Annotated in this window: 11 protein-coding genes and 2 riboswitches; of the genes, 6 read left to right on the top strand and 5 right to left on the bottom strand. The window is 66.1% G+C overall.

Annotated features, from left to right (window positions below):
• Nucleotides 1-11 precede the first annotated feature (11 nt).
• Nucleotides 12-1,265 carry a sarcosine oxidase subunit beta family protein gene (locus JC616_RS14240; protein ID WP_227103790.1) on the bottom strand — a complete coding sequence of 418 codons (1,254 nt, stop codon included), beginning with the start codon at nucleotides 1,263-1,265 and terminating at the stop codon, nucleotides 12-14.
• A gap of 230 nt (nucleotides 1,266-1,495) precedes the next feature.
• On the opposite strand from JC616_RS14240, the gene purU reads away from it, so the two are divergent.
• Together purU and JC616_RS14250 are read left to right on the top strand one after the other, a co-directional pair.
• Nucleotides 1,496-2,362: a formyltetrahydrofolate deformylase gene (gene purU / locus JC616_RS14245; protein WP_227103792.1), complete on the top strand. Its 867-nt coding sequence runs from the start codon at nucleotides 1,496-1,498 to the stop codon at nucleotides 2,360-2,362.
• 94 nt (nucleotides 2,363-2,456) lie between these two features.
• The gene (locus JC616_RS14250) at nucleotides 2,457-5,000 is read left to right on the top strand and encodes a DUF3141 domain-containing protein (protein WP_264372977.1); all 2,544 of its coding nucleotides are present in this window, start codon (nucleotides 2,457-2,459) and stop codon (nucleotides 4,998-5,000) included.
• A gap of 136 nt (nucleotides 5,001-5,136) precedes the next feature.
• Nucleotides 5,137-5,223: riboswitch (glycine riboswitch) on the top strand.
• 1 nt (nucleotide 5,224) lies between these two features.
• Nucleotides 5,225-5,407: riboswitch (glycine riboswitch) on the top strand.
• A gap of 43 nt (nucleotides 5,408-5,450) precedes the next feature.
• On the opposite strand, the gene JC616_RS14255 is transcribed toward JC616_RS14250, so the two are convergent.
• Nucleotides 5,451-5,717 (bottom strand): hypothetical protein, encoded by a 267-nt coding sequence (locus JC616_RS14255; protein WP_227103794.1) that lies wholly within the window; start codon nucleotides 5,715-5,717, stop codon nucleotides 5,451-5,453.
• A 9-nt stretch (nucleotides 5,718-5,726) separates the two neighbouring features.
• On the opposite strand from JC616_RS14255, the gene JC616_RS14260 reads away from it, so the two are divergent.
• Nucleotides 5,727-6,341: a trimeric intracellular cation channel family protein gene (locus JC616_RS14260; protein ID WP_107801818.1), complete on the top strand. Its 615-nt coding sequence runs from the start codon at nucleotides 5,727-5,729 to the stop codon at nucleotides 6,339-6,341.
• Between the two features lie 148 nt (nucleotides 6,342-6,489).
• Here JC616_RS14260 and JC616_RS14265 read toward each other — a convergent pair whose 3' ends face one another.
• Complete coding sequence (locus JC616_RS14265) at nucleotides 6,490-7,269, bottom strand: LuxR C-terminal-related transcriptional regulator (protein WP_227103796.1); 780 nt, start codon at nucleotides 7,267-7,269, stop codon at nucleotides 6,490-6,492.
• Between the two features lie 165 nt (nucleotides 7,270-7,434).
• On the opposite strand from JC616_RS14265, the gene JC616_RS14270 reads away from it, so the two are divergent.
• From JC616_RS14270 to JC616_RS14280, 3 genes are read left to right on the top strand one after another with little or no spacing between them, the layout of a single operon-like run.
• Nucleotides 7,435-8,934, top strand: a complete 1,500-nt coding sequence (locus tag JC616_RS14270) for an aldehyde dehydrogenase (RefSeq protein ID WP_319792904.1) — start codon at nucleotides 7,435-7,437, stop codon at nucleotides 8,932-8,934.
• Between the two features lie 44 nt (nucleotides 8,935-8,978).
• Nucleotides 8,979-10,385, top strand: coding sequence for an APC family permease (locus tag JC616_RS14275; protein WP_227103798.1), 1,407 nt, complete (start codon nucleotides 8,979-8,981; stop codon nucleotides 10,383-10,385).
• Between the two features lie 54 nt (nucleotides 10,386-10,439).
• Nucleotides 10,440-11,822, top strand: coding sequence for an aspartate aminotransferase family protein (locus tag JC616_RS14280; protein WP_227103800.1), 1,383 nt, complete (start codon nucleotides 10,440-10,442; stop codon nucleotides 11,820-11,822).
• 136 nt (nucleotides 11,823-11,958) lie between these two features.
• On the opposite strand, the gene JC616_RS14285 is transcribed toward JC616_RS14280, so the two are convergent.
• Nucleotides 11,959-12,282: a type II toxin-antitoxin system RelE/ParE family toxin gene (locus tag JC616_RS14285; protein ID WP_107799511.1), complete on the bottom strand. Its 324-nt coding sequence runs from the start codon at nucleotides 12,280-12,282 to the stop codon at nucleotides 11,959-11,961.
• Nucleotides 12,279-12,533: a type II toxin -antitoxin system TacA 1-like antitoxin gene (locus tag JC616_RS14290; protein ID WP_227103802.1), complete on the bottom strand. Its 255-nt coding sequence runs from the start codon at nucleotides 12,531-12,533 to the stop codon at nucleotides 12,279-12,281. Before JC616_RS14290 ends, JC616_RS14285 begins: the two co-directional genes overlap by 4 nt.
• Between the last annotated feature and the right edge of the window lie 100 nt (nucleotides 12,534-12,633).

Here is a 12,633-nt window from a genome sequence, read left to right on the forward strand (position 1 = left end):
CGGCGTCTCCCTCAATGCGCCACGGCGGCGGCGCCGTGTTCGTCTATCAAGCGGCCGGAGGCGAAGCGCTCCAGCGAAAAAGCCGCGTTCAGCGGATGCGGCTGGTCATGAGCGATGGTGTGGGCGAATACGTGGCCGGAACCCGGCGTGGCCTTGAAGCCGCCGGTGCCCCAGCCGCAGTTGAAATACAGGCCCTGGATCCGGGTCTTGCCGATGATGGGGCAGGCGTCCGGCGACACGTCCACGATGCCGCCCCACTGCCGGTTCATCCGCAGCCGCGAGAAGGACGGAAACAGCTCGACGATGGCCGCCGCCGTGTGCTCGATCACATGCGGGCTGCCGCGCTGGCCGTAACCCAGATAGCTGTCTATGCCCGCGCCTATCACCAGTTCGCCCTTGTCCGACTGGCTGATGTAGCCGTGCACCGCGCCGGACATCACCACCGTGTCCAGGCAGGGTTTCAGCGATTCGGACACAAAGGCCTGCAAGGGATGGCTTTCCAGCGGCAGCCGCAAGCCGGCCATCCGCGCCAGCGTGGAACTGTTGCCGGCGGCCACGCAGCCCACCTTGTCGGCGCGGATCTCGCCGCGCCCGGTTCGCACCCCCCGCACCCGGCCGCCCTCGATCAACAAGCCGGTCACCTCGCATTCCTCGATGATGTCCACGCCCAATTTGCTGGCGGCGCGGGCGAAGCCCCAGGCCACCGCGTCATGGCGCGCCACCCCGCCGCGCGGCTGATAGCTGGCGCCCAGGATCGGATAGCGGACGTCGCCGCCGATGGCGATCAAGGGCACCCGCTCCTTGATCTCCCGCGGGGACAGCACCTCGGCGTCCACGCCGTTGAGCAGGTTGGCGTTGACCCGGCGCTCGATGTCGCGCATGTCCTGCAGGCTGTGGCCCAGGTTCATCACTCCGCGCTGGCTGAACATCACATTGAAGTTCAGTTCCTGGGACAGGCCCTCCCACAGCTTGAGCGCGTGCTCGTACAGCTGCGAAGACTCGTCCCACAGATAGTTGGAGCGGATGATGGTGGTGTTGCGCGCGGTGTTGCCGCCGCCCAAATAGCCTTTTTCCAGCACCGCCACCTTGCGGACGCCGTACATGCGGGCCAGGTAATAGGCGGTGGCCAGGCCGTGGCCGCCGCCGCCGACGATGATGACGTCGTAGCTGCTTTCCGGCTGCGGACTGCGCCAGGCCGGCTGCCAGCCCTGGTGATGCCCAAGCCCGTGCCGGATCAGGCTCCACAGCGAATATCGGTTTGCCATCTGCGCTCCCGCCGCCGGGCCGCCATGGGCCCGCGCCGCTGCTGTCGAGGTTGAGGAAGGCCTCATTCTCAGGGCGACGCCGCCGGCGCATTTGGCTGGAAAGGACGGCCTCTTGCCCGCACGCGACACGGCGATGTCCAAAATCCACGCAAAGCGGACGCATGGCGGACAGCGCGCGCGCGGGACAAGGCCTAGATTGGCCCGTGCCGCCCTACAAACAGGACACGCCAATGACCTCAGACGCCCCCTCCTACGTGCTCAGCTTCGCCTGCCGCAGCGCCTCCGGCCAGGTGGCCGGCTTCTCCGCCTTGCTGGAGCAGCAAGGCTGCTATATCGATGAACTGGCGGTATTCGACGACGCCCGCAGCCGGCGCTTCTTCGTGCGCTGCGTCTTCCACCCAGAGCGGCCGGACTTCGCCCCGGAACGGCTGGCCGACGGCATGGCGCGGATGAGCGGCCACTATCAAGACCTGCAATGGCGGCTGCACGACCGGCGCCAACGCGCGCGGGTGCTGATCATGGTGTCCAAACTGGACCACTGCCTGAACGATTTGCTCTATCGCCAGAAGATGGGCGATCTGGACATGACGGTGGCCGCCGTCGTCTCCAATCACCGCGACCTCGCCCCCATCGCCGAAGCCTACGGCCTGCCCTTCCACCATCTGCCGCTCACCCCGGACAACAAGCCGCGCCAGGAAGCCGCGCTGCTGGCGCTGATGGACGACAGCCAGGCGGAACTGCTGGTGCTGGCCCGCTATATGCAGGTGCTCTCCAGCGCCGCCGCCGCAAAACTGGCCGGCCGCGCCATCAATATCCATCACTCCTTCCTGCCCGGCTTCAAGGGGGCGCGGCCGTATCAGCAGGCGCACGAGCGCGGCGTCAAACTGATAGGCGCCACCGCCCACTACATCACCGACGATCTGGACGAAGGCCCGATCATCGAACAAGTGGTGGAACGGGTGGACCACGCCTACAGCCCGGAGCAATTGCAGGCCGCCGGCCGCGACATGGAGTGCCAGGCGCTGGCGCGCGCGGTGCGCAGCCACTTGGAGCGGCGCGTCTTCATCACCGAGCGGCGCACTGTGGTGTTGCGCTGACAGTTGTTCGCCTGGCAGGAACTTTGTCTATTGCAACGCAACAAAAGCAGGGTACAGTAGCCAGTTATCCGTCATACCAACCAAGAGGTGCCGTATGTGGTCGCAAACAGCCGTCTGGTCCAAGCTCTTCTCCTCCAACCCGGTCGCCGACTACTGGCGCGACGCCTGCGAGCGCAGCATCCTCTACTGGGACGTGCTGCATGACCGCGGCGCGGACTATCTGCAACACGTGCAAAGCGGCAAGCCGCCGGTCTTGGTGTTCGACTACAAAATCATCCTGGACGGCCGCAGCCTGCCGGACCCGGCCAACTACGCGCTGGCAGCCATCCTGCCGCCGGCCGGCTGCCCGGCCACCAATCCGGCGCTGCGCCCCTTCGTGGTGATAGACCCGCGCGCCGGCCACGGCCCCGGCATCGGCGGCTTCAAGATGGACAGCGAAATCGGCATCGCGCTGCAACAGGGCCACCCCTGCTACTTCATCATGTTCTTCCCCCAGCCGGTGCCCAGCCAGACCATAGAAAGCGTCAGCCGCGCCGAATACGTCTTCCTCGGCAAGGTCAGGGAACTGCACCCGGACAGCGACGGCAAGCCCTTCGTCATCGGCAACTGCCAGGGCGGCTGGGCGCTGGCCATGCTGGCCTCGGTGGCGCCGGAGCTGTGCGGCCCCATCCTGCTGGCCGGCACCCCGCTGTCCTACTGGGCCGGCGTCACCGGCAAATACCCGATGCGCTACTCCGGCGGCATGCTGGGCGGCACCTGGACCGCCTCCCTGGCCGGCGATCTGGGCAACGGCAAGTTCGACGGCGCCCATCTGGTCAACAACTTTGAAAAGCTGGACCCGGCCAACACCCTGTGGAAGAAGCCCTACAATCTGTACGCCAAGGTGGACACCGAGCGCGAACGCTATCTGGGCTTTGAACGCTGGTGGGGCGGCCACTACCTGCTGAACAAGCAGGAAATGGAATGGATTTCCCAGCAGCTCTTCGTGGGCAACCACCTGGTGGAAGGCAAGATCGTCAGCAGCGACCAGCACCGCGTGGACATGCGCAACATCCGCTCCCCCATCATCGTGTTCGCCTCCTGGGGCGACAACATCACCCCGCCGCAACAGGCGCTGAACTGGATACCGGACCTGTACGACAACGCGGAAGACATCCGCGACAACGAACAAACCATCATTTACTGCCTGCACAACAAGGTGGGCCACCTGGGCATCTTCGTCTCCGCCGGCATCGCCAACCGCGAGCACAGCGAGTTCGCCAGCGCGCTGGACCTGATCGACGTGCTGGCCCCCGGCCTGTACGAGGCCGTCATCGAAGACGTGGCCCCCAACACCCCCGGCCAGGAATACATCAAGGGCCGCTACATCATCCGTTTCGAAGCCCGCGAAGTGGCCGACATCCTGGCGCTGGACGACGGCCGCGAAGACGAACGCGCCTTTGAAGCGGTGCGCCGCGTCTCCGAAATCAACCAGGGCATTTACAACCGCTTCGTTTCCCCGGCCGTGCGCGCCGTCAGCAACGAAGCCAGCGCCCAATGGCTGCGCCAGCTCAACCCGGCGCGGCTGGAACGCACGCTGATCTCCCCGCTCAATCCCTGGCTCGGCTGGCTCAAACCCGCCGCGGAATACGTGCGCGCCCACCGCCAGCCGGTGAGCGCGGACAACCCCTTGTGGCGGTTGCAAGAACAGTGGTCTAGCTGGATGACGCAAAGCCTGGACCGCTACCGCGACCTGCGCGACGCCGCCACCGAACACTGCTTCAAAGCCGTGTACGAATCCCCGTGGCTGGCCTCCGTCGTGGGCGTGCAGCCCGCGCGCGAAGCCCGCGCCGCCCGCTGCGACAGCTGGAACAAACAGGAAAGGCTGCAACTCAAGCGCCAGGTGCTGGACCCCGCTTACGAAAGCGGCTCCCTGGCCGACGGCTTCGTGCGCTTGCTCACCTATGTGGCGATTGGCCGCGGCATCATAGACGAGCGCCCGTTCAACGCCATCCGCCGCATCATGCGCGACATCCGCCACGAATACCCGCTGACCCTGATGGAGCTGAAAGACATCGCCCGCAAGCAGGTTTTCCTGGTGCGGCTGGACGAAGCCCGCGCGCTGGCCGGCCTGCCCAAGCTGCTGCCGGAAGAACACCGCCGCCGCCAGGCCTGGCAGCTGGCGCATGAACTGCTGGCGCTCAGCGGCGACATCGCCCCGGAACAACAGCTCAGGCTGGACCAAGCGGCCCACGCGCTGCAACTGGACACCCGCGCGCCGGCGGCGCCGGCCATCCTGCCGCCCGCCGAGCCGGCCATAGCGGCAGCCTCAACCGTTCCCGCCGCGGCCCCCGCCGCCAAGGCCAGCGCGCCCGCCAAGAAAGCGGCGCCGCCGCGCAAGCCGGCCGCCAAAGCCCCGGCCAAGCCCACCGCCGGCAAGCCCAGCGCCGCTGCCGCCAAACCCGCTCCGGCCGCCAAACCCGCCAGCAGCAAACCGGCCGCGGCCAAGCCGGCGCCCGGCAAACCCCCGGCGGCCAAAACCGCCAAAGCGCCAGCGGGCAAAGCCAGCGTGGCCAAAGCCCCCGCAGCCAAAACCCCGGCCGCGCGCAAACCCGCCGCCGGCAAGGACGCGGCCAAGCCCAAAACGCCGAGCAACTAAGCATCAGCCAGCGCAAAAACGCCCGGACAGCCAAACCGCCGTCCGGGCGTTTTCATGTTGATATCGCACTGCAACATTTTTGCCTCGCCCCATGTATACAGTCGTTGACTGAACAATACAGCAAACGCTAATATCCTTGCCTGCTGCGGGAGAGAGGGGCATGCGCCCCCGCCGAAGACGCAAACTCCCATAATCGCTCAGGCAACAGTACCGCAGCCCATGGATACCAGCCGATTGGAGAGAGGCCCTAAGCGCCCGTTCATCATCTGCTACGCTTCAGCGAGAGCGCGTCGGATGATGTGACCGGCCCTTAGCCGCCCACCGAAGGGGCAAGTGACACCCGGCAAGGCCCGCACACAGGCCGCGCCCGTCATCTAACTCTCAGGTAAAAGGACAAGGGGAGAGGCAATGCCGGCAGCGCCGCGCCCATGCGCGGCCCGCCGGCCGTGCTCAGAACGTGCTCACGATCTCGCGAGCAAGGACGAGACAAGGCGAAAACAGCTGAGAAAGCGGAATGTACGAGTAGTACATGAGCATTTCGAAGCGGGTTTCAATGTCGTATCGTCGCAGCGCAGCAGATCGTGCACCAGCTCTCAAGGAAAACCCGTGTTCGAAACTCTTGCCCAGGCTGCGCGCCACCTGGCATGGCCCGCCCATTGCCAACCCATTTTCCCACCCGGCTTCGCCGCGCATCTCGGCGCCAGCCTGTTTGACCATTGCAACTACATGCTTACCCTGATCTATCTGATCGCCATCACCGCGGAAGCGATGACCGGCGCGTTGGCGGCCGGCCGCCGCAATATGGACATCTTCGGCGTTACCGTCATCGCCTTCCTCACCGCCCTGGGCGGCGGCACCGTGCGCGACATCGTGCTGGGCCGCTACCCGATAGGCTGGACCCAACACCCGGAATACGTCGGCCTGGTCATCGCCGGCGGCCTGGCCGCCGTGTTCGTGGCCCGCTATATGAAACGCCTCAGCCGCGTGTTCCTGGTGCTGGACGCGCTGGGCCTGATCGCCTTCACCATCATAGGCTGCGGCGTGGCCCAGTCCATGGACTACCACCCGGTGGTGGTGGTGATGGCCGGCATGATCACCGGCATTGCCGGCGGCATCCTGCGCGACGTGCTGTGCAACCGCGTGCCGGTGGTCTTCCGCCAGGAGCTGTACGCCAGCGTCTCCTTCGCCGTGGCCCTGCTCTACCTGGGCCTGATCAAGCTGGGCGTGCCGCATGATCTCAACGTGCTGGCCAGCTTCGCCGTCGGTCTCGCCATCCGTCTGGCCGCCATCTGGCGCGAATGGCGGCTGCCGGTGTTCATGTATCGGCACGACCTGCACTGACTAAGAGCCGCTAACAAAACCTCGCAGAGAACCTGAGCCAAGGCGCGCCGACGCAGGCAGTACAAGTGGTACGACAAGGAGGCGCAACGCAGGATCAGGGGTTTTGTTAGCGGGTCTAAGCGCCTCTGTTTACCGCTGCGCCGCGGCATCAGGCTTGAATCCCCGCCAGCAGCAGAAACAAGGCCGCCTGACTGGACACGCCCAGCTTGGCGTACAGATGGCGGCGGTGCACCTTGGCGGTTTCCAGCGAGATGCCCAGCTCGCGCGCCACGCCCTTGGTGGAGTGGCCGCCGAGTATCAGCAGCGCCACCTCCCGCTTGGTCAACGGCGAGGAGCCCTGCGCGTGCAGCGCCTCCTCCAGCTGCCGGCGGCTCTGCCTGCCCGCGTTAGCCGCCGGCTGACGCAGCCCTTCGTCCAGACGCGCGGCCAGACGCGACAAGGGCAGCAACCAGGGCGCGAACAGATTGCAAACGCCCAGTTCCTGCTCGCTGAAGCGGCGTTTGCTGCCCAGCGACAGAGACAGCACGCCCTCCGGCAACACTTGCAGAAACTGGATTTCATCCGCCACCACATTGCGCGAAAAGTAACGGCGAAAGTACTCCGTCTCCCGGAAACGGTCCGGCGCCACCTCGTCCAGCCGGTACACGCCGGCGGCCGGGCGCTTCAGCGCAAAACCGTAAAACGGGTCCAGCAGATACAGGCCGCGCCGGTAGTCGGCGAACAAATCGTCGGCGGCGTAATTGGCCGCGTGATCCGCCAGCACCCACGGCGGCGCCTCCTGGCGAAACAGCACCGCCACCCAGGTATCGAAACTCAGGCGTTCCCGTAGAAACGCGGCCAACCCTTGCCAAAAGGCCGCGTTGTCGACGCCGTCCAACAAGCGCCCCAATTGCTGGTGAAACACCAGATCCGCCACATTCAGCTGCATGCCAGCTACCCCGATCAGGTTAGTCCCGCCTTCCGCTCTAACGCTTTCGCGTGATGTCCGCCGCCAAGGGGACTGACTAGTATGGCTCCAGCCTGCGCGACAAGACCAGCCGTGATGTGAGCGCTTCCCCCACCCCGTCGCGCCGCCTGAACAGGAGTGATCGCCATGCCCATGCAGGATCTGGCCTACTGGCAAGGCCGCGCCGCCGATTTGCGCCCGCCTTGCCTCGCCTTCATCAACGGCCGCTTCGTGCCCGCCGCCAACCAGCGCACCTTCACCGACATCAGCCCCATCCACGGCCGGCCCCTGGCCGAGATCGCCCGCTGCGGCGAGGCCGATGTCGAACGGGCGGCGCGGGCCGCCCGCGCCAGCTTCGAATCCGGCCTCTGGTCGCGCTGTCACCCGCGCCAGCGCAAGACCGTGCTGCAAAAACTGGCGGCGCTGATCCGCCGGCATGGCGACGAACTGGCGCTGCTGGACTGCCTGGACATCGGCAAGCCCATTGCCGATGCGCTCCATATCGATGTGCCGGGCGCCGCCGGCGTGTTCGACTGGTACGCCGAAGCCGCCGACAAGCTATACGGCGAGGCCGCCCCCGGCGCCGACGACGCGCTGGCCCTGATCACCCGGGAACCGCTGGGCGTGGCGGCGGCGGTGATCCCGTGGAATTTCCCGCTGGACATGGCCGCGTGGAAGCTGGCGCCGGCGCTGATGGCCGGCAATAGCGTGATCCTGAAGCCGGCCGAGCAATCCCCGCTGTCGGCCTTGCGCCTGGCCCAACTGGCCCAGGAGGCCGGCCTGCCGGACGGCGTGCTCAACGTCTTGCCGGGCTACGGCGATGAGGTGGGGCGGCCGCTGGGCCTGCACCCGGACGTGGATTGCCTGAGCTTCACCGGCTCCAGCGAAGTGGGCAAAGCCTTTCTGCGCTACGCGGCGGACTCCAATATGAAAAGAGTGGCGCTGGAGTGCGGCGGCAAAAGCCCCAATCTGGTGTTCGACGACTGCGACCTGGACGCCGCCGCCCGGCGCGCCGCCTTCGGCGTTTTCTTCAATCAGGGCCAGGTGTGCTCGGCCAACTCGCGGCTCTTGCTGCAACGCTCCATTCAAGACGCCTTCCTGGAACGCCTGCTGCGCGAGGCGGCCGCGCTGCAACCGGGCAACCCGCTGGACCCGGCCACCCGCAGCGGCTGCATCGTCGACGCCCGCCAGGCGGAGCGCATCATGGCCCACATCGACCAAGCCCACCGCCAAGGCGCCCGCCTGCTGTGCGGCGGCGAGCGCTTCAGCCTGGACGGCGGCGACTGCTACATCCGCCCCACCGTCTTCACCGATGTCCGCCCGGACATGGCGCTGGCGCGCGAGGAAGTCTTCGGCCCGGTGTTGGCGGTGATGCCCTTCGACAGCGAAGCCGAGGCCGTGGCCATCGCCAACGACAGCCCTTACGGCTTGGCCGCCTCGGTGTGGACCCGGGACCTGTCGCGCGCCCACCGCGTGGCGCGCCGGCTACGCGCCGGCACCGTCTCGGTCAACACCGTGGACGCGCTGGACCCCGGCCTGCCGTTTGGCGGCTGCAAGCAGTCCGGCTTTGGCCGCGACCTGTCGCTGCACGCCATCGACCACTACACCCACCTCAAAACCACCTGGGTGCAATGGCAAGACGAATAAGCGCCGTCCCGCAGTCGGCACAACAAGATAGTAGGAGACCCACCATGCGCACACCGCAAGCCCACCTTGCCCCGCCGCCGGCCCCCGCCCCCTTTCGCGCCAGCCTGGGCCTCGCCCCGCTGCTCGCCGTCGCCATCGGCCTCGTCGTATCCCAAGGCGTGATGGTGCTGATGCTGCAAGGCGCCGGCATGGCCGGCATCGGCTTTCTGATCCCGCTGAGCCTGGCCTTCCTGCTGGCGCTCTGCTACGCCGTATCCTTCTCCGAGCTGGCGCTGATGATTCCCCGCGCCGGCAGCCTCAGCAGCTACACCGAGGTGGCCCTGGGCCAGTTCCCCGCCATCCTGGCCACCTTTTCCGGCTATGTGGTGGTGGCGATGTTCGCGCTGTCGGCCGAACTCCTGCTGCTCGACCGCATCGTCAACCAGGTCTATCCCGGCGTCTTTCCCCTCAACGGCGTCGCCTACGGCGTGCTGCTGATCTTCACCCTGCTCAATCTGCTGGGCATTGATGTGTTCGCCCGCCTGCAATCGGCGCTGGCCCTGGTGATGATCGTCGCGCTGCTGGCGCTGGGCAGCACTGCGCTGAGCGGCGGCGGCCCGCCGGCGCTGGCCCAGGCCGCCAACCGCGACTGGAACCCGCTGGGCGCCGGCGTGCTGACGCTGGGAGCGCTGGCGATCTGGGGTTTTGTCGGCGCGGAATTCACCTGCCCGCTGGTGGAGGAAAGCCGCCGCCCGCAACGCGATATCCCGCTGGCGATGATGCTGGGCCTCAGCGTGATCTTCATCACCATCGCCCTCTACTGCATGGGCGCGCTCTACCACCTGCCGCGCGCCGCCCTGACCGCAGCGCCGCTGCCGCACCTGCAATACGCCACCGCGCTGCTGGGCCAGGCCGGCAAGCTGACCGTGGTGGTGATCGCCTTCACCGCCACCTGCAGCACGCTCAACAGCTCCCTGGCGGCGGTGCCGCGCATGCTGTACGGCATGGCGTGCAACGGCCAGGTCTTTCCTCAGTTCAAACAGCTGAGCCGGCGCTACCGCACCCCATGGGTGGCGGTGCTCTTCGTCGCCCTGATCACCGGCGCGCCGGTGCTGCTGATGGGCGACGACCCCGACACCATAGGCCTGCTGTTGCTGGCGGCGGCTATCGCCTGGCTGCTGGCCTACATCATCTGCCACCTGGACGTGATCGCCCTGCGCCGCCGCTACCCCACGCTGGCCCGCCCCTTCAAAACCCCGTTCTACCCGCTGCCGCAATGCCTGGGCATCGTCGGCATGCTGATCGCCATCTACCACGTGTCGCCCAGCCCGGACATGAGCGCCGCCATCTTCGCCAGCGCCGGCCTCGTGCTGGGCCTGGTGTCCTTGATCGCCGTCCTGTGGATCAAGCTGGTGATGCGCAAGCCGCTGTTCCGCCCGGAACCATTGGACCAGGCGCTGACCCGGCACTAGCCAAACGCCTAACGCCGGGCCTGGCCCGGCCCCATCCCCGACAAGGAGACCGTCATGACCGCTTCCACGCCCCGCCGCAGCACCCGCGACTACCAGCAACTGGACGCCGCCCACCACATCAACGCCTTTCTAGACCAGAAAGCCCTGAACCAGGAGGGCCCGCGGGTGATGGCCGAGGGCCGGGGCGTGTATCTATGGGACACCGACGGCAAGCGCTACCTGGACGGCATGTCCGGCCTGTGGTGCACCCAGGTGGGCTACGGCCGGCAGGAGCTGATTGCCGCCGCCGCCCGGCAGCTGCAACAGCTCAGCTACTACAATGTGTTCTTCCACACCACCCACCCGGCGGTGAACGAACTCTCCGAGCGGCTGTTCTCCCTGCTGCCCGGCGACTACCGCCACGTGATCTACACCAACTCCGGCTCCGAATCCAACGAGTTGCTGATCCGCTGCGTGCGCCGTTATTGGGACGTGATGGGCAAGCCGGACAAGAAAATCTTCATCGGCCGCCACAACGGCTACCATGGCTCCACCGTGGGCAGTGCCAGCCTGGGCGGCATGAAGTTCATGCACGAGATGGGAGACCTGCCCATCCCCGGCGTGGAGCACATCGGCGAGCCCTACTGGTTCGCCCACGGCGGCGGGCTGTGCCCGGAAGCGTTTGGCCGTCAATGCGCGCAAGAACTGGAAGACAAGATCCTGGCGCTGGGCGCCGACAAGGTGGCCGCCTTCGTGGCCGAACCCTTCCAGGGCGCCGGCGGCATGATCTTCCCGCCGGACAGCTATTGGCCGGAAATCCAGCGCATCTGCCGCCAGTACGAGGTGCTGCTATGCGCCGACGAGGTGATAGGCGGCTTTGGCCGCACCGGGGAATGGTTCGCCCACCAGCATTTCCACTTTCAGCCGGACACGCTCAGCATCGCCAAGGGCCTGACCTCTGGCTACATCCCCATGGGCGGCCTGGTGCTGTCGCGCCGCATCGGTGAAACGCTGGTGGAGCAAGGCGGCGTCTTCGCCCACGGCCTGACCTACTCCGGCCACCCGGTGGCCGCCGCCGTGGCGCTGGCCAACCTGGGCGTGCTGCAAGACGAAGGACTGGTCGAGCGCACCAGGACGGACACCGGCCCCTATCTGCAAGCCTGCCTGCGCGAGGTGTTTGGCCAGCACTCGCTGGTGGGCGAAATCCAGGGCGCCGGCCTGGTGGCGGCCTTGCAGTTCTGCCGCGACAAAGCCACGCGGCAGCGCTTCGCCGACGAAACCGACATCAGCTGGCGCTGCCGCAGTATAGGCTTTGATGAGGGCGTGATCCTACGCTCCACGCTTGGCCGCATGATCATGGCGCCGGCGCTGGTGATCAGCCGGAGCGAGATCGACGAACTCATAGACAAGACCCGCATCGCCGTGGACCGCACCGCGGAGGAGATGGGCGTGCGCTAGAGGGACAGATGAGCGCGCGGCTAGGCCAGGCGGCTGCCTGGCCTTTTCATTTGAAAACTTGGAAAAATCTGACGAGAAAACCACCAGACCAAGCTATTCGCCACTTAGAACAGCTTTGCATCAACCGATGCCGCCTCTATTCAGCGGAATAAGCCAGCCTGTCCCTGAGACGGGCGATGATGTCCATTCGCTCATGCAAGACGGCAAGAATCAAAGCCGGACCGTTCACCCGAGGAAGACAGAAAATGTAATGGCGCCCAGCCGCCTTCACCCTTAGGCCGGGAAGCAGCGAACTCATATCCTTGAACACCCCTTTGCCAGTTGCCACAGCGGCGGCGGCCTTCTCGATCTGCTCGATATAGATCCGACACTGCGAATCGCCCCAGTGCTTAGCGGTGTAGCGAGCGAGCTCTCGAATATCGGCGGCGGCGCTCTTGGTAAGGATATAAGGCCTGCTCACACAGACTTGCTCGATGCCAGCGCTTCACTGGCAATATCGGTGATGCTGCGGTCGATCACCTCCCCGCTCTGCGCCTCGGCCATGCGGAGGGCCAGCAGCGCTTTCAAATCTTCAAGCGCCTGGCCCTCGTCGGATGCCGAAGGAAACAGCCGCTCAAGAGCGTACTGCTTGATCGTTTTACCTTGCAACGCGGCCGCCGCCTTGAGAGCCTGGTGCTGCTGCTCGGTCACATCAATGGTCAAACGACTCATGGCCTATTACTCCAGATAGATAGATCAGTACCACATTATCACAAATGTGTTTTTGTGGATGAACAAACGGCCAAAGTCCCCTCAGAGCCTGTTCAAAGCC

The organism is Chromobacterium rhizoryzae (genome assembly GCF_020544465.1).
Classification (GTDB): domain Bacteria; phylum Pseudomonadota; class Gammaproteobacteria; order Burkholderiales; family Chromobacteriaceae; genus Chromobacterium.